We start from the raw sequence: 15735 nt of genomic DNA on the forward strand, positions 1-15735 counted from the left end.
GCAGAAAGACCCGGCCCCTTTCGGGACCGGGTCTTTTCTCGGTTGATCGGATTCAGCTCCCCAGCATCGCCTCGATCGGTCCGCGGACGAAGTACAGGGCGAAGCCCGCCGCGACCACCCACATCAGCCAGTGCACCTTGCGGGCACGGCCCGAGAACGCGTTCACCAGCGCCCACGAGATGAAGCCGATGCCGATGCCGTTGGCGATCGAGTAGGTCAGCGGCATCGTGACGATCGTGAGGAACGCCGGCAGCGCCACCGCGAACTTGTCGAACTTGATCTCGCGGATCTGCGCCATCATCATCGCACCGACGACCACCAGCGCTGCGGAGCCGACCTCGATCGGCACCACCAGCGTGAGCGGGGTGAGGAACATCGACAGCAGGAACAGCACGCCCACCACGAGCGAGGCGACGCCCGAGCGGGCGCCCTCACCGATGCCCGAGGCGCTGTCGACGTAGACCGTGTTCGACGAGGTCGAGGTCATACCGCCGGCGACGGCGCCGAAGCCCTCGACGACGAAGGCCGAGCGCAGACGCGGGAACGTGCCGTCCTTGTAGGCCAGGCCTGCGTTCTTGGCCAGGCCCGTCATGGTGCCCATGGCATCGAAGAAGTTCGAGAACACCAGGGTGAACACGAGCATCGTCGCCGACAGCACGCCCACGCGGCCGAAGGAGCCGAACAGGTCGAACTGGCCGATCAGCCCGAAGTCGGGGATCGTCACCCACGAGCTGGGCAGCTCGGGGATCGTCATGTGCCAGCCGTTCGGGTCCTCGAAGGAGGGCCCGAGCTTCAGCACCGACTGGGCGATCAGGGCCACGATCGTGGTGGCCACGATGCCGATCAGGATGCCGCCGGGCACCTTCCGCGCGACCAGGATGCCGATCAGCACCAGACCGAGCAGGAAGATGAGCGTGGGGACCGAGGTGATCGATCCGCCCGCACCCAGCTGCACCGGCGGACCGCCCTCGGTGCGGGTGACGAAGCCCGAGTCCACGAAGCCGATGAAGGCGATGAACAGGCCGATGCCGACCGTGATCGCCGCCTTCAGCGCCTGCGGCACGGCCTTGAAGATCGCCGTCCGGATGCCGGTGGCACCGAAGATCACGATCAGGATGCCGTTGATCACCACGAGGCCCATGGCCTCCTGCCAGGTGACCTGCCCGACGACGGACACGGCCAGGAAGGAGTTGATGCCGAGGCCGGCCGCGAGCGCGAACGGCAGCCGCGCGATCACGCCGAACAGGATGGTCATCACACCGGCGGTGAGGCCGGTCGCCGCGCCGATCTGCGCGGCATCCAGGGCGTTCCCTGCGACGTCGTCGACGCCGCCGAGGATCAGCGGGTTCAGGATGACGATGTAGGCCATCGTCACGAAGGTGACGATGCCACCGCGGATCTCACGCCCCAGCGTGGAGCCGCGACGGGTGATCTCGAAGAAGCGGTCGAAGGCGTTCTTCGGCTCCCCCTCGACGGTGGTGGTCGCCCCTGTCGACAGGGGCGGCAGCTCCTCCTCGCTGCGGGTGAAGAGCCCTGTCGCGTCGTTGCCGGCTACGGCGTTCGACGAGGTGTCAGGGGCGGAAGGGCGTGTGGAAGCAGGGCGTTCTGAAGACATCATCGGCTCCGGGTTGTCAGTACGTTTCGGTTACGCGTCAGTACTCGACGCGATGGAGGGGTCGCGCGTCAGTACTCGATGCGCGTGGTGTTGAGGCTCCACTCGGTGAAGGGCGCGACGCGCTCCTCGGGCGGCAGCGGCTCCTGTGCGACCGGCAGGATCTCGCGATCGGCTGCGTCGCCCTCGAAGTAGCGGTAGAACACGGCGTCGTCGAAGCCTCCGTCGGCCGCGTCGTCACGGCTGGCCGCGAAGTAGACCTTGTCTATCCGGGCCCACAGCGAAGTTGCGAGGCACATCGGGCAGGGCTCGCAGCTCGTGTAGAGCGTGGCTCCGGAGAGGTCGAAGGTGCCCAGCCCCTGGCAGGCGTTCCTTATGGCGGTGACCTCGGCGTGCGCCGAGGGGTCGAGGTTCGCGGTGACGCGGTTGACACCCTCGAAGACCTGACCGTCCGCCGAGACGACGATCGCCCCGAACGGGCCGCCCTCGTTGCGCACGTTGTCGACGGCTATGCGGACCGCCTGGGCGAGGTACTCCGCCGGCGTCTGCTGCGTGGCGGAATCGGATATGGCAGTGCTGTGCACGGAAAGCTCCCTTGCTGTCGTCGCAGTGATACGGCTTATCGGGTCGGACCCGGATCGGGCCGTTCCACGAGATATACGTCGAACCGCTAGGTTTTGCTTCACGCCGGGCGCCCTTTGTGTGCGCTGCGGCCTGTTGAGCATAACAATCGATTCGCGCGTCGTCCAGTGTTTTTGAAAGACGAATATCGCATCGCGGTATTATCTTTTGCGCTTCCGCATCTGCGGATGTAAGATCCCTGCCATGACGCATTTTCGGATCGCTGAAGCCGCGACCCTGCTCGGCGTGAGCGACGACACCGTGCGGCGCTGGGTGCGGGACGGGCTGCTCACCGTGTCGCACGATGCAGCCGGCCGCCAGGTGGTGCCCGGCGACGAGCTGGCCGCGCACGCGCAGTGGCTCGCCAGCGCCGCGAACGAGGACGGCGACAGGCAGCTCAGCGCTCGCAACCGGTTCGTCGGCCTGGTCACCCGGGTCGAGATCGAGGGTCTGATGGCCCAGGTCGAGCTGCAGTGCGGGCCGTTCCGCGTGGTGTCGCTGATGTCGGCCGAGGCCGCACGCGACCTGCGCCTCGAGGTCGGAGATCGCGGAGTCGCGATCGTCAAGGCCACCACCGTCATCATCGAAACGCACCGGAAGGACGACGAATGAGACCCCCCTGCACCGGCATCCTCGCCGTCGCTGCCGCGCTGCTGCTGACCGGATGCTCCTCCGGGGCGCCCGCCGACTCGGCGACGCCCGACGGCCTCAGCGGCGACCTGACCGTATACGCCGCGGCGTCGCTGTCGGGGGCCTTCGATGAGCTCGCGGAGGAGTTCACGGCCGCGCACCCCGGCGTCACCGTGAAGCCGATCAGCTACGACGGATCCTCGGTGCTGGCGACGCAGCTGATCGGCGGCGCCCCGGCCGACGTGTTCGCCTCGGCCGACGAGAAGAACATGGCGAAGGTCACGGATGCCGGGCTCGCCGACGCCCCGGTGGACTTCGCCGCGAACGTGATGCAGATCGTGACGGCTCCGGGCAATCCGCTCGGCCTGACCGACCTCGGATCGCTCGCCGCGAACGACGTCACCGTCGTGCTGTGTGCCCCGGAGGTCCCCTGCGGCACCGCGTCACAGACCCTGCTGAAGAATGCCGGCGTGACCGTCGCCCCGGCCAGCGAGGAGCAGAACGTGACGGCGGTGCTGACGAAGGTCACCAGCGGCGAGGCGGATGCCGGACTCGTGTACGTGACCGACGTCGAAGCCGCGGGCGACGCGGTCACCGGCGTCCCGATCGACGGGGCGGATGCCGCGACGAACGTGTATCCGATCGCCGCGCTGAAGGACGCCCCGAACCCCGACGCCGCCGCCGCGTTCGTCGACTTCGTCACCGGCGCGAAGGGTCGCGCGGTGCTCGAGGAGTTCGGATTCGAGGCGCCGTGATCGATCACGTCTCACGCCGTGGCCCGACCCGGCCGATCGCCCGGCCCGTCGCAGGCGTCACCCTCCGGCCCGCCGCACTCGAAGGGCTCGGGGAGTGCGCGGAGTTCGGAGACGAGGCGTCATGATCGCCGCATCCGGCCCGATCGGCCGAGTCGTTCCCCGGACCGGAATCCGTCTGCCGGTCTGGCTGATCGTGCCCGCGGCGCTGGGCACAGCGCTGCTGGTTCTGCCGTTCGTCGCACTGCTCGCGCGACTGGACTGGGCGGGCGTGCCGGCGGCGATCACCTCGGAGGCGGCGCTGCAGGCGCTCGGCCTCTCGCTGGGCACCGCGACGACGGCGACCGTGCTGTGCCTGCTGCTCGGGGTGCCGCTCGCGATGCTCATCGCCAGGGCGCCGAGCTGGCTGGCCGCGGTGCTGCGCACCCTGACGACCCTGCCGCTGGTGCTGCCGCCGCTCGTCGGCGGCATCGCACTGCTGGCACTGCTCGGGAGGCAGAGTGCGCTCGGCGATCTGCTCGCCGAAGTCGGCATCCGGGTGCCGTTCACGACCGCCGCCGTCGTCATCGCGCAGACCTTCGTCGCCATGCCCTTCCTCGTGATCTCGGTCGAGGGATCGCTGCGCACCGGCGGCACGGAGCACGAGCTGGTCGCCGCGACGCTGGGTGCCGGGCCGTTCACGGTGTTCCGCCGAGTGACGCTGCCGCTGGTGGCCCCTGGTCTCATCGCCGGGACGGTGCTGTGCTTCGCGCGGGCGCTCGGCGAGTTCGGCGCGACGGCGCTGTTCGCGGGCAACGCCGCAGGCGTGACCCGCACGATGCCGCTCGCGATCTACACCGCGTTCAACGGCGCCGGCGTCGGGGAGGACACCGCGATCGCCCTGTCGCTGATGCTGATCCTGGTGGCGATCGCGGTGCTCGTGCTGATGCGCGGCTGGCGAGCGGATGCGGTGCGATGAGCGGTTCGACACGGGTCGCGGCCGGCCGCGCCGCCGCGTCGGCCCGGAGCGGCGACCACACCGCTTGCCGACGAGAGCACCAGGTATCGACGTCTGCGGGTGGTTCACTCGGCGGCAGGCCGTGCGCTCGGCGGGGTGGGGTTCAGCCGGCAGTGCGCGGAGGTGCGCGATGACGCTCTCCGCGGACTTCCGCGCGCACGCCGGCGCGTTCCGCGTGGACGTGGCGCTGGATGCTGCTCCGAACGAGGTGCTCGCAGTCCTGGGTCCGAACGGATCCGGGAAGTCGACCCTGCTCGCCGCGCTCGCCGGGCACCTGCCGATCGACGACGGTCACGTCGCTCTGGACGACCGCGTGCTCGACGGCAGGGACCCGGACAGCCGCGCCGTACGCGTGCCGCCCGCGCAGCGCCGCATCGGCCTGCTCGGCCAGCGACCGCTGCTGTTCCCGCATCTGTCTGCACTCGAGAACGTCGCGTTCGGCCCGCGTGCACAGGGGGTGCCACGCGCGGAGGCGCGGAAGGATGCGGGGAGCTGGCTCGAACGGGTGGGGCTCGGCGACCTCGCCGGACACCGCCCCGCGCAGCTGTCCGGAGGGCAGCAGCAGCGCGTGGCACTCGCCAGGGCGCTCGCGGCGCGGCCGGCCGCGCTGCTGCTCGACGAGCCGTTCGCCGCGCTCGACGTGGAGACCGCGGCGCAGGCCCGGCGACTGGTCGCCGAACAGCGCGACAGCGCCGGCATCCCGCTCGTGCTCGTCACGCACGATCCGCTCGACGCGGTCGTGCTCGCCGCACGGACGGCGATCGTCCACGACGGCCGGATCGTGCAGCAGGGGGTGACTGCCGAGGTGCTCGGACATCCGCGGTCGACGTTCGTCGCGGCGCTGGCCGGGGTGAATCTCGTACCGGTTCTCGGCGCGTCGGACGGCACAGTGCGCGGCACAGGATCGGTGGCGGATGCGGCGGCGAGCTCCTCCGACGCCGCATCTGCCCGCACCATGCCGGATCCCGCCGACGCGACTCACTCCGTGCTCGACGCGCAGCCCGGACCGGGCGACACCATCGTGTGGCGGGGCGTCGGCGACGACGTACCGGCCGGCGCGGCCGCCACGGTCGCGTTCGCGCCGGGGTCGGTGCGCATCCAGCAGTCGGATGCCATAGGGCCGGCCACCCCGAACACCTGGGTGGGCACGGTCTCGATGCTGGAGCCGATCCCCGGCGGCATGCGCCTGCGCACTGCGGAGCAGCCCGGCATCGCCGTGGACTGTCCGTCGACCGTGGCCGTGGCCGTCTCCGTCTCCCCCGGATTGCGGTTGCGCTTCACCGTGCATCCCGACGTCGTCTCGGTGCGCCGCGCGTGAGCCCAGCCGACTCCGCTCACGTCTCACTTCGTCCCGAAATCCGCGCGCCAGAGCGTGCCGAACTGCGACCTGAACCGGCACCGTCCAACCACAACGGGCCGAACTGCTACCTGAGCACGAAGGCCGGTGCGACGAGGATCATCCGGCTCCCGTGGCATCCGGCACTCGGAAACCGGTGCTACCGTTGCGATCCGTAAGGGGGTGACCGATGTCGATCACACACAACGACCGTTCCGACGGCGCCGTGAGGCTGCCGTCCACGGGCATGCCCCTTGCGCTGACCGATCGCTTCCGCAGGCCGCTGCGCGATCTGCGGATTTCGATCACCGACCGCTGCAACTTCCGCTGCGTGTACTGCATGCCGAAAGAGGTATTCGGTCGCGATTACGCATTCCTCGATCGGAATGAACTGCTCTCCTTCGAAGAGATCACACGGATCGCACGGGTGGCTGCGGCCCACGGCGTGCACAAGATCCGGCTCACGGGCGGCGAACCACTGCTGCGCCGCGGCATCGAGGAACTCATCTCCCAGCTCGCCGAGCTGCGCACGCCCGAGGGCGACAGACTCGACATCGCGCTGACCACGAACGGATCAGCACTGACCGTGAAGGCCGCGGCTCTCAAGGCCGCCGGCCTCACCCGCGTGACCGTGTCGGTGGACTCCCTCGACGACGAACTGTTCCAGAAAATGAACGACGTCCGCTTCCCGGTGAGCCGGGTGCTGGACGGTATCGACGCCGCGCATGAGGCCGGCCTCGGACCGATCCGCCTGAACATGGTCGTCAAGCGCGGACTCAACGACGGCGAGATCATCGACATGGCGCACCGGTTCAAGGGCACGCCGTACACGCTGCGTTTCATCGAGTACATGGACGTCGGCAACACCAACGGCTGGTCGCTCGACGAGGTCGTCCCGTCATCGGAGGTCGTGGAGCGCATCAACGCGGTGTTTCCGCTCGAGCCGCTCGGTGAGGCCGTGCACGGCGAGACGGCGAAGCGCTGGCGGTACGCCGACGGTTCGGGCGAGATCGGCCTGATCTCCAGCGTGACGAACGCGTTCTGCGGCACCTGCAACCGCGCGCGCATCTCCACCGAGGGCAGGCTGTTCACCTGCCTGTTCGCTTCGGAGGGACACGACCTGCGTGCCCTGCTGCGCGGCGGAGCATCCGACGACGAACTGTCCGCGGCGATGGCGTCCATCTGGGGCGGTCGCGAGGACCGCTACTCCGAGATCCGCTCCACCCTCACCCCCGAACTGCGCGAGCAGCGCAAGCGCATCGAGATGAGCTACATCGGGGGCTGATCTCCCCCAGCTGTTCCGGTCTCACTCGTTGCGGGTCCGGCACCCCGAACACCCGCAACCGTTGAGACCGGAGCAAGAAGGCAGTCAGAGGCCGACCCACTCCGAGACGCCGTCGTCGTAGTGCTGGCGCTTCCAGATCGGCACCTCGTGCTTGATGATCTCGACCAGGCGCTCGCAGGCGTCGAACGCCTCGGCGCGGTGCGGAGCGGATGCCGCGGCGAACAGCGCCACGTCGCCGATGCGCAGATCGCCCACCCGGTGCGATGCGGCCACCGCGAAGCCGGTCTCCTCGCGGATCCGCGTCACGCAGGCCTCGAGGAAGCGCGCCGCATCCGGATGCGCGCGGTAGTCGAGCGACCGCACCGGCTTGCCGCCGTCGTGATCGCGCACGACGCCGCAGAACATCACCACCGCCCCGCTCGCATCGGCCTCGACGGCCCTGCGGATCGCCACCTCGTCGAGAGGCGTCTCTGAGATCAGGTCGAAGTTCACAGCGCCTCCCGGATGCTGGATACGGTGTCGCCGCCGACAGCGGCGAAGGCCTGGATGCCTCCGGCGAGGTACACGACGTCGTCGAAGCCGCGCTCGTTGAGGATGCGCGCGGCGCTGCGCGACCGAGGGTCCTTCTCGCAGTAGACCACGAGAGGCTCGTCACCGGCATCCGGCAGCGACCCGCCGCGCAGGTCGCCGATCGGAAGCAGGATGCTGCCGTCGATGCGGCGTGCGTCGGCCTCGTGCTGCTCGCGCACGTCGAGCAGGCGCAGCCGCTCGCCGGCGCGCAGGCGGCCGAGCAGGTCAGCGGCCGAGACGGAGGTGAGGTCATCGTCGGCCTGCACTCCGCAGAAGAGGTCGTAGTCGATCAGCTCGGTGACCGCGGGCGTCTCGTCGGAGACGCCGTAGGGGATCTCGCGGGTGCGTGCGGTGAGCGCGTCGTAGACGAGCACGCGGCCGATCAGGGGTTCGCCGATGCCGGTGATGAGCTTGATGGCCTCGGTGGCGAGCAGCGAGCCGATCGCAGGACAGAGCGTCGGCAGCACGCCGCCGAGCTCGCAGGACAGCGCTTCATCGGCGGGCGGCGGGGCCGGGAACAGGTCGCGCCAGGTGGGACCGTGGCCATGCCACGAGATTCCGACCTGGCCGTGGAATCGCAGGATGGCGCCCCATACCAGCGGCACGCCGGCCAGTACGGCGGCGTCGTTCGCGAGGTAACGCGTGGGGAAGTTGTCGCTGCCGTCGATCAGCAGGTCGTAGCCGGCGAGGATTTCGGGCAGGTTCGCGCTCGTCACCCGCACCGGATGCCGGCTGACCCGGCACTCCGGATCGATCGCGGCGACGGTGTCGGCGAGCGAGTCGACCTTGGGCCGGCCGATGTCGGCGACGCCGTGGCTGAGCTGACGGTGCAGGTTGGACAGCTCGACGTCGTCGTCGTCGATGATGCCGATCGTGCCGATGCCGGCTGCGGCGAGCGCGGGGACCACCGCACTGCCCAGTCCCCCGGCGCCGATCACCAGCACGCGGGCATTGCGGAGCCGGCGCTGCGCGACCTCGCCGAACCCGGGCAGCATGAGCTGGCGGCTGTATCGGGTGACCCGATCGGGGTCCAGCGGCGGACCCGGCTCGACGAGCGGAGACATGGTCCGAGTCTACGCGTTCGCTGTCCACCTGGCGGATATTCACTTCCACTTCGCGGATGCTGGATTCCGCATCGCGGGTACGATGGAGACATGGCGATGGTGACGGTGCGGTACTTCGCGGCGGCGGCGGATGCAGCCGGCTGCGAGCAGGAGCAGCTCGAGCTCGGTTCCGGCGCGACCGTGGGCGTACTGCGCGACGCCCTGCAGGAGCGCTACGGCGCGGCGATGGAGAAGGTGCTGCGCTCCGGATCGTTCCTCGTCGACGGCATCGTGCGCCGCGACCCCGCGTCACCGATCTCGGCGAACGTCGACGTGCTGCCGCCGTTCGCAGGCGGGTGACCGTGCGGACGCACCTCGAGCACGCCGCGGCTGCCGCGGAGCTGCTCGCGCCGCTCGGTGAGCGCCTGACGGATGCGGCACAGCAGTTGCCGCTGGCGGATGCACTCGGCCGCATCCTCGCCGAGGACGTGACCTCCCCGATCTCCCTCCCCCGCTTCGCGAACTCTCAGATGGATGGCTACGCCGTGCGCGCGGTGGATCTCGCCGCGGCATCCGCCGACAATCCCGTGCGCCTCCCGGTCGGCCCGACCAGCGCCGCCGGCGATCCCGTCGGCACGCTCGCTCCCGGAACGGCCTCCCCCGTCATGACCGGAGCCGCCGTGCCGGAAGGCGCGGACGCCGTGGTGCCGATCGAGCAGAGCGATCCGCCCCGGTTCATCGGCATCGGCGGGGGCACGCACGACGCCCCGGCCGGAACGACCGTCGCGTTCCGCGCGCCGGTCGAGCCCGGCACGTTCGTGCGGGCCGTCGGCACCGACATCCGGGAGGGCGCACTTCTGCTGCCGGCCGGAACCCGTCTCGGTCCGGCGCAGCTCGGGTCGCTCGCCGCGGCCGGCGTGCCGTTGGTGCGCGTACGGAATCCGGTCCGCGTGCTGGTGCTCTCCACCGGCCATGAACTGCGGATGCCGGGCATCCGACTCGATCCGGTGGCGGACAGCGGCGCGATCTACGACTCGAACTCGGCGATGATGGCGGCCGCCGTCGCCGCCGCCGGCGCGACTGCCGTGACCGCATCGGCACCGGACGACGCCGCAGCGGTCGTGGACACCATCGAGCAGCATCCGGACGTCGACCTGGTCGTGACGACCGGCGGCGTCAGCGCCGGTGCCTTCGAGGTCGTGCGCGACGCGCTCGCGCCGCTCGGCGTGGAGTTCGGCCCGGTGGCGATGCAACCGGGAGGCCCGCAGGGCCTCGGCACCGCCGTGCTGCCGAGCGGCAGACGGATGCCGGTACTGGCGTTCCCGGGCAACCCGGTGTCGGCGCTGATCTCCTTCGAGCTGTTCCTGCGGCCGCTGCTGCGCGGCTTCGCCGGCCTTCCGCAGCAACGGCGCACCGAGCGGGCCGTGCTCGCGCATCCGGTGACCTCCCCGCCTGCGCGGCACCAGGTGCGGCGCGGCACGGTGCGGGCAGACGGTAGCGTCGAGGTCGGCGCCCCGAGCTCCCACCTGCTGCACGCGTACGCCACGGCGAACGCACTCGTGCACCTTCCGGTCGGAGTGGACTCCCTGCCCGCCGGCGCCGAGGTCGACTACTGGAGGATCGATGACTGAGCCCGAGCCGAAGCTCACCCACCTGCGCGCCGACGGCTCGGCGCACATGGTCGACGTGACCGAGAAGGCCGTCACCCGTCGCGAGGCGAAGGCGCAGGCGGTGCTCATCACCACTCCCGAGGTCGTCGCCGCGATCGCCGACGGCACCCTGCCCAAGGGCGAGGCACTCGGCACCGCACGGTTGGCCGGCATCATGGGCGCGAAGAGGACGTCCGAACTGATCCCGCTGTGCCACCCGCTGCCGCTGACGAAGCTCGCCGTCGACCTCGAGCCCGGCGGCGACCGGGTGCGCATCGTCGCGACCGCCGTCACCAACGGAGTCACCGGGGTCGAGATGGAGGCGCTCACGGCGGCGAGCGTCGCCGCGCTGACGCTCTACGACATGATCAAGGCCGTCGACAACCGCGCCGTGATCACCGACATCCAGGTGCTGGCGAAGTCCGGCGGCAAGAGCGGCGACTGGTCCCGCGAGTCCGGGCGCTGAGCGAGCGAAGCGAGACGAAGCGCGTCAGATCAGGATCGGGAAGGTCAGCATGATGACGATCCCGGCGGCGCCGACGACCATCGCCAAGGAAAGCAGCGTCCAGCGCGCCCACGACACCAGGTCGCGCTGAGACATCGCGGTCAGGAACAGCACGAGGGCGAACAGCACGGTCAGCAGCGTGTAGTTGTCACCGCGCTGGTTGCTCTCGAGCGCCTGCTGGAACTTCGCATCCGCCCGCTCGGAGAGCTGCTTCGCCTCTTCCGTCCCCGGTGGCACGTACTCGGGCACCACGAACGGCCCCTGCTCGACGCGTCCGTCTGCGTCCCACGCGTCGAAGGCCACCCGGAACTCCGGGGTGAAGCGCTGCTCGATATAACCGACGAGCTGAGTGTTGCCGTCGGCCTCGGCGAGGACGTACTGCGTCCAGATCGTGAGGTCGTACTGCCGGGCGTCGCGCGCCTCGCCCTCGGCCGCCGTGGCCTGCACCCGGGCGCTGGAGGCCTGACTGAACGCGATCGACATGTCGCCGCCCCATTTGGAGGCCTCGAAGCCGCACCACGCAGTGAGGACGGCTGTGACAGACAGCACGAACACCGCGATCACGTCGAAGACATCGCGCTTCTTCCGGACCCGCGTCTTCTCGATCTGTCCCATCGCCGACCCCCTCGGCAACATCCTGGCACGGCTAGCCACGATCCGCCGGTGAGATCGCGCCCTTCGTCTCGCTTCGCTCGCTCAGGAGCCGCAGAGCAGAACGAGGACGCTCAGGGGCCGCCGAGCATGGTACGACGGGAGGCGGACGCCGTTGTCCCCGCCCCGCCGAGTCGGGTCAGAGGATGTCGCGGGCGACGGTGCGCCCGACATCCACCAGCAGGGTCTTCGCGTTCGCGATGCTCTTCGCGACATCCGGTTCGACCTCGCTCAGCGCGTAGACGCGCTGGAAGCCGGCGGATGCCACGGCCGCGGCATCCAGGGTCGACCGGCCGCACACCGCGATGACCGGCACACCTTCCGCGCGAGCGACCGCCGCGACGCCGAGCGGCGTCTTGCCGCCGAGGCTCTGGTCGTCGAGGCTGCCCTCGCCCGTGATGACGAGGTCGGCGCCGACCACGCGGTCGGCGAGCCCCGTGAGGCGCTGCACGACCTCGACGCCGGGCTCGCGCCGGGCGCCGAGCATGGCCAGGGCCGCGTATCCGACGCCACCGGCTGCTCCCGCGCCGGGCGCGGTCGTGGAGGGCCGGACTCCCGGCTGGGCTTCCAGCAGTGCCGCGAAGTGCGCGAGTGCGGCGTCCAGTTCAGCGACATCCGCAGCGGATGCCCCCTTCTGCGGGCCGAACACCGCGGGCGCGCCCCGCTCTCCGAGGAGCGGGTTGTCCACGTCGCTGGCCAGCACGATGTCGGCGTCGGCCAGACGCGGGTCGAGGCCGGAGACGTCGACGGTCGCGAGGGCGGCGAGTGCCGCTCCTCCGCCCGGGAGCTCCTCCCCCGCGGCATCCCTCAGCGAGACGCCGAGCGCTTGCAGCATCCCCGCACCGCCGTCGGTGTTGGCGCTGCCGCCGATGCCGAGCACGATCGAGGTGCAGCCACGGTCGAGGGCGGCGCGGATCAGATCTCCGGTGCCGCGGCTGGTGGCCTCCCGGGCGGCGCGAACGCCGCCCGGGAGCACGTCCAGGCCGCTCGCGGCGGCCATCTCGATGATGGCCTGCGAGCCCCGGACAGCGAACCGCGCGGTGACCGGGTCCCCCACCGGTCCCGTCACCTCCGCGGCATCCGCCGTGAATCCGGCGGCGAGGGCGGCATCCACCGTCCCCTCGCCCCCGTCGGCGACCGGCACCGCCTCGATCACGGCATCCTCTCGGACCGACAGGATCCCCTCCCCGAGAGCGGCGGCGACCTCGGCCCCCGTCGCGGACCCCTTGAACTTGTCGGACGCGATGAGAATGCGCATGATCAGAGCGGGCCGAGCTCAGTCGAGCAGCGCGTAGATCGCCTCGGGGGCGTCTGCGGGCGTCGCGGCCAGGTCCTCGAACTCGTTCATGGTGTCGAGGTCGGCACCCATGGCGATGTTGGTGACGCGCTCGAGGATGACCTCGACGACCACCGGCACCTGGAACTCGTCACGCAGGCGAGTCGCCTCGGCGAATCCGGCGGCGAGGTCCTCCGGACGCTCGACGCGCAGCGCCTTGCAGCCGAGCCCCTCGGCCACCTTGACGTGGTCGACACCATAGCCGGTGGCGATGGACGACGAGTCCTGCGGGGTGTTGACGTTGTCGAACGCCAGCGACACCTCGTAGTCCATCTCGAAGCCGCGCTGCGACTGACGGATCAGGCCCAGGTAGCTGTTGTTCACCACGACGTGGATGTAGGGCAGCTTGTGCTGCGCGCCCACGGCGAGTTCCTCGATCATGAACTGGAAGTCGTAGTCGCCCGAGAGCGCGACGACCTGCTCGCCCGGCTTGCCGCGGACCACGCCGAGGGCGGCGGGACCGGTCCAGCCCAGCGGGCCGGCCTGACCGGCGTTGATCCACTTGCGCGGGCCGTAGACGTGCAGCAGCTGCGCGCCGGCGATCTGCGACAGGCCGATCGTCGTGACGAAGGTGGTGTCGCGGTCGAACGCCGAGAGCATCTCCTGGTACACGCGGTGCGGCTTCATCGGCACGTTGTCGAAGTTCGTCTTGCGCTGCAGGCGCGCCTTGCGGTCGCGGCACTCCTCGGCCCAGCCGTTGTAGTCGGGCAGCTCGGCGACACGGTCGCGGGCGGCCTCGAGCAGGGCATCGATGAACGCGCCGGCGTCGGAGACCACACCGTAGTCGGGCGCGAACACGCGGCCGATCTGGGTCGGCTCGATGTCGACGTGCACGAAGGTGCGGCCCTTGCGGTAGGTGTCAAGGCCACCGGTGTGGCGGTTGGCCCAGCGGTTGCCGATGCCCAGCACGAAGTCGCTCTCGAGGAAGCTCGCGTTGCCGTAGCGCTGCGAGGTCTGGATGCCGACCAGGCCCGCGGCCAGCGGGTGGTCGTCGGCGATCGCGCCCCAGCCCATCAGGGTCGGGAACACGGGCACGCCGAGGGTCTCGGCCAGCTCGACGAGCTTGTCGGATGCTCCGGAGTTGACGATCCCGCCACCGGCGATGATCGCCGGGTGCTTCGCGGCCAGGAGCATGTCGAGCACCTTCTCGGCCTGCGCGCGGGTCGCGACCGGCTTGGCGACCGGCAGCGGCTCGTAGGTGTCGATGTCGAACTCGATCTCGGTCATCTGCACGTCGAACGGCAGGTCGATCAGCACCGGGCCGGGGCGGCCGGAGCGCATGATCTGGAACGCGGTCTGGAAGACGCCGGGGACCTGCGCGCCCTCGAGCACCGTCTTGGCGAACTTCGTCACCGGCTTCGCGATCGACGCGATGTCGACGGCCTGGAAGTCCTCCTTGTCGAGCTTCGCGACCGGCGCCTGGCCGGTGATGCACAGCATCGGGATGGAGTCGGCGATCGCGGCGTAGAGGCCGGTGATCATGTCGGTGCCGGCGGGGCCGGAGGTGCCGAGGCAGACGCCGATGCGGCCGTCGCCGGTGCGGCTGTAGCCGTCGGCCATGTGCGAGGCGCCCTCGACGTGGCGGGCCAGGGTGTGCCGGATGCCGCCGTTGGCGCGCATCGCGGAGTACAGCGGGTTGATGGCGGCGCCCGGCAGGCCGAAGGCCTCATCGGCCCCCTCCTTGATCAGGATCTGGACGATGGCGTCCACTGCGCGCATGCGAGTCATGATTTCAGTCCTTAGAAAGTTGTTCGGGATCCTTCGTCTCGTCGCTCCGCTCCTCACTCAGGAACCGGGTCCTGAGCGAGCGGAGTGAGACGAAGGGCGCCCTGTGTGGGGATCGCTCAGTCGCGACCGGAGAGCTCGGCGGTGAGCTTGAACAGACCGGAGTGGTCGAGGCCGCCGTCGCCGCGGGCGACGAGGGAGGTGACCAGCTGCGCGACGGCCGAGCCGAGCGGAACGGAGATGCCGGCCTGTCGTGCGGCGGCGGTGACGATGCCCAGGTCCTTGTTGTGCAGGGCCAGGCGGAATCCGGGGGTGAAGTCGCGGTCGAGGATCTTCTGACCCTTCTGGTCCAGCACCTTCGAGCCGGCCAGTCCCCCGCCGAGCACCTTGAGTGCGGCATCGGTGTCGACGCCGTAGGTCTCGAGGAAGAGGATGGCCTCGGAGAGCGCCTGGATGTTGACGGCGACGATGAGCTGGTTGGCGGCCTTGACGGTCTGGCCGGCACCGGCGGGGCCGACGTGCACGATGGTCTTGCCGACCGCGTTCAGCACGGGCTCCGCCTTGGCGAAGTCCTCCGGCGAGCCGCCGGTCATGATCGAGAGGACGCCGTCGATGGCGCCCTGCTCGCCACCGGAGACCGGGGCGTCGACGGCGCCGAAGCCTGCGGCGACGGCCTCCTCGGCGAGCTCCTTGGCGACATCAGGGCGAATGGACGAGTTGTCGATCCACAGCGCGCCGGCCTTGGCGTTGGCGAAGACGCCGTCCGGGCCCTGCACGACGCCCGCGACATCCGGGGAGTCCGGCACCATCGTGACGATGACGTCGGCGTCCTTCACCGCGTCCGCGATGCTGGTCGCGCCCTTGCCGCCGGCGGCGACGAGCTTCTCGATCGCCTCCGGGCTGCGGTTGAAGCCGGTCACGTCGAAGCCGGCGTTCACGAGGTTCTTGGCCATCGGCAGGCCCATGATGCCGAGCCCGATGAATGCGATGTTGGTCATGTCTTCGCTCCTTCGCGGAAAGTGT

At 70.2% G+C, this 15735-nt stretch carries 16 protein-coding genes; 8 read left to right on the forward strand and 8 right to left on the reverse strand.

Annotated features, from left to right (window positions below; all coding sequences use genetic code 11):
* Nucleotides 1-52 precede the first annotated feature (52 nt).
* Both DY023_RS16855 and DY023_RS16860 read right to left on the reverse strand, forming a co-directional pair.
* Nucleotides 53-1615, reverse strand: a complete 1563-nt coding sequence (locus tag DY023_RS16855; RefSeq protein ID WP_116243502.1) for an NCS2 family permease — start codon at nucleotides 1613-1615, stop codon at nucleotides 53-55.
* Between the two features lie 68 nt (nucleotides 1616-1683).
* On the reverse strand, nucleotides 1684-2196 hold the full coding sequence (locus tag DY023_RS16860; RefSeq protein ID WP_245958759.1) for a nucleoside deaminase: 513 nt from the start codon (nucleotides 2194-2196) through the stop codon (nucleotides 1684-1686).
* 241 nt (nucleotides 2197-2437) lie between these two features.
* On the opposite strand from DY023_RS16860, the gene DY023_RS16865 reads away from it, so the two are divergent.
* From DY023_RS16865 to moaA, 5 genes are all read left to right on the forward strand, one after another.
* Nucleotides 2438-2845, forward strand: coding sequence for a TOBE domain-containing protein (locus DY023_RS16865; protein WP_116243504.1), 408 nt, complete (start codon nucleotides 2438-2440; stop codon nucleotides 2843-2845).
* The gene (gene modA, locus DY023_RS16870; protein WP_116243505.1) at nucleotides 2842-3618 is read left to right on the forward strand and encodes a molybdate ABC transporter substrate-binding protein; all 777 of its coding nucleotides are present in this window, start codon (nucleotides 2842-2844) and stop codon (nucleotides 3616-3618) included. Before DY023_RS16865 ends, modA begins: the two co-directional genes overlap by 4 nt.
* Before the next feature lie 121 nt (nucleotides 3619-3739).
* Nucleotides 3740-4573 (forward strand): ABC transporter permease, encoded by an 834-nt coding sequence (locus DY023_RS16875; RefSeq protein ID WP_116243506.1) that lies wholly within the window; start codon nucleotides 3740-3742, stop codon nucleotides 4571-4573.
* Nucleotides 4574-4742: 169 nt separating this feature from the next.
* Nucleotides 4743-5930 (forward strand): ABC transporter ATP-binding protein, encoded by a 1188-nt coding sequence (locus tag DY023_RS16880; protein ID WP_181905888.1) that lies wholly within the window; start codon nucleotides 4743-4745, stop codon nucleotides 5928-5930.
* A gap of 208 nt (nucleotides 5931-6138) precedes the next feature.
* Nucleotides 6139-7233, forward strand: coding sequence for a GTP 3',8-cyclase MoaA (gene moaA, locus DY023_RS16885; protein WP_116243508.1), 1095 nt, complete (start codon nucleotides 6139-6141; stop codon nucleotides 7231-7233).
* 84 nt (nucleotides 7234-7317) lie between these two features.
* Here the strand turns inward: moaA and DY023_RS16890 are convergent, their stop codons facing one another.
* The gene (locus tag DY023_RS16890; protein ID WP_116243509.1) at nucleotides 7318-7725 is read right to left on the reverse strand and encodes a molybdenum cofactor biosynthesis protein MoaE; all 408 of its coding nucleotides are present in this window, start codon (nucleotides 7723-7725) and stop codon (nucleotides 7318-7320) included.
* Nucleotides 7722-8867, reverse strand: a complete 1146-nt coding sequence (locus tag DY023_RS16895) for a ThiF family adenylyltransferase (protein WP_116243510.1) — start codon at nucleotides 8865-8867, stop codon at nucleotides 7722-7724. The genes DY023_RS16890 and DY023_RS16895 overlap by 4 nt, the downstream gene beginning before the upstream one ends.
* A 90-nt stretch (nucleotides 8868-8957) precedes the next feature.
* Between DY023_RS16895 and DY023_RS16900 the strand changes: the two genes are divergently transcribed.
* From DY023_RS16900 to moaC, 3 genes are read left to right on the forward strand one after another with little or no spacing between them, the layout of a single operon-like run.
* The gene (locus DY023_RS16900) at nucleotides 8958-9206 is read left to right on the forward strand and encodes a MoaD/ThiS family protein (protein ID WP_116243511.1); all 249 of its coding nucleotides are present in this window, start codon (nucleotides 8958-8960) and stop codon (nucleotides 9204-9206) included.
* A gap of 2 nt (nucleotides 9207-9208) precedes the next feature.
* Nucleotides 9209-10477, forward strand: coding sequence for a molybdopterin molybdotransferase MoeA (locus DY023_RS16905; protein ID WP_245958760.1), 1269 nt, complete (start codon nucleotides 9209-9211; stop codon nucleotides 10475-10477).
* Nucleotides 10470-10961 (forward strand): cyclic pyranopterin monophosphate synthase MoaC, encoded by a 492-nt coding sequence (gene moaC / locus DY023_RS16910; RefSeq protein ID WP_116243513.1) that lies wholly within the window; start codon nucleotides 10470-10472, stop codon nucleotides 10959-10961. Before DY023_RS16905 ends, moaC begins: the two co-directional genes overlap by 8 nt.
* Nucleotides 10962-10985: 24 nt before the next feature.
* On the opposite strand, the gene DY023_RS16915 is transcribed toward moaC, so the two are convergent.
* From DY023_RS16915 to DY023_RS16930, 4 genes are all read right to left on the reverse strand, one after another.
* A complete protein-coding gene (locus tag DY023_RS16915; protein WP_116243514.1) occupies nucleotides 10986-11615 on the reverse strand; it encodes a hypothetical protein in 630 nt (209 codons plus the stop codon).
* A gap of 175 nt (nucleotides 11616-11790) precedes the next feature.
* Complete coding sequence (locus DY023_RS16920; protein ID WP_116243515.1) at nucleotides 11791-12909, reverse strand: glycerate kinase; 1119 nt, start codon at nucleotides 12907-12909, stop codon at nucleotides 11791-11793.
* Between the two features lie 18 nt (nucleotides 12910-12927).
* Nucleotides 12928-14715, reverse strand: coding sequence for a glyoxylate carboligase (gene gcl, locus DY023_RS16925; protein ID WP_116243516.1), 1788 nt, complete (start codon nucleotides 14713-14715; stop codon nucleotides 12928-12930).
* Nucleotides 14716-14831: 116 nt separating this feature from the next.
* Complete coding sequence (locus DY023_RS16930) at nucleotides 14832-15710, reverse strand: 2-hydroxy-3-oxopropionate reductase (protein WP_116243517.1); 879 nt, start codon at nucleotides 15708-15710, stop codon at nucleotides 14832-14834.
* Nucleotides 15711-15735: the final 25 nt, after the last annotated feature.

It is taken from the genome of Microbacterium bovistercoris (genome assembly GCF_003387575.1).
Taxonomy (GTDB): Bacteria; Actinomycetota; Actinomycetes; order Actinomycetales; family Microbacteriaceae; genus Microbacterium; species Microbacterium bovistercoris.

Bases quoted from the DNA above. Each gene is read 5' to 3' on its own strand.
- DY023_RS16855 (WP_116243502.1), bottom strand. From the start codon at position 1,615: ATGTCTTCAGAACGCCCTGCTTCCACACGCCCTTCCGCCCCTGACACC.
- DY023_RS16865 (WP_116243504.1), top strand. From the start codon at position 2,438: ATGACGCATTTTCGGATCGCTGAAGCCGCGACCCTGCTCGGCGTGAGC.
- modA (WP_116243505.1), top strand. From the start codon at position 2,842: ATGAGACCCCCCTGCACCGGCATCCTCGCCGTCGCTGCCGCGCTGCTG.
- DY023_RS16875 (WP_116243506.1), top strand. From the start codon at position 3,740: ATGATCGCCGCATCCGGCCCGATCGGCCGAGTCGTTCCCCGGACCGGA.
- DY023_RS16880 (WP_181905888.1), top strand. From the start codon at position 4,743: ATGACGCTCTCCGCGGACTTCCGCGCGCACGCCGGCGCGTTCCGCGTG.
- moaA (WP_116243508.1), top strand. From the start codon at position 6,139: ATGTCGATCACACACAACGACCGTTCCGACGGCGCCGTGAGGCTGCCG.
- DY023_RS16895 (WP_116243510.1), bottom strand. From the start codon at position 8,867: ATGTCTCCGCTCGTCGAGCCGGGTCCGCCGCTGGACCCCGATCGGGTC.
- DY023_RS16900 (WP_116243511.1), top strand. From the start codon at position 8,958: ATGGCGATGGTGACGGTGCGGTACTTCGCGGCGGCGGCGGATGCAGCC.
- moaC (WP_116243513.1), top strand. From the start codon at position 10,470: ATGACTGAGCCCGAGCCGAAGCTCACCCACCTGCGCGCCGACGGCTCG.
- DY023_RS16915 (WP_116243514.1), bottom strand. From the start codon at position 11,615: ATGGGACAGATCGAGAAGACGCGGGTCCGGAAGAAGCGCGATGTCTTC.
- DY023_RS16920 (WP_116243515.1), bottom strand. From the start codon at position 12,909: ATGCGCATTCTCATCGCGTCCGACAAGTTCAAGGGGTCCGCGACGGGG.
- gcl (WP_116243516.1), bottom strand. From the start codon at position 14,715: ATGACTCGCATGCGCGCAGTGGACGCCATCGTCCAGATCCTGATCAAG.
- DY023_RS16930 (WP_116243517.1), bottom strand. From the start codon at position 15,710: ATGACCAACATCGCATTCATCGGGCTCGGCATCATGGGCCTGCCGATG.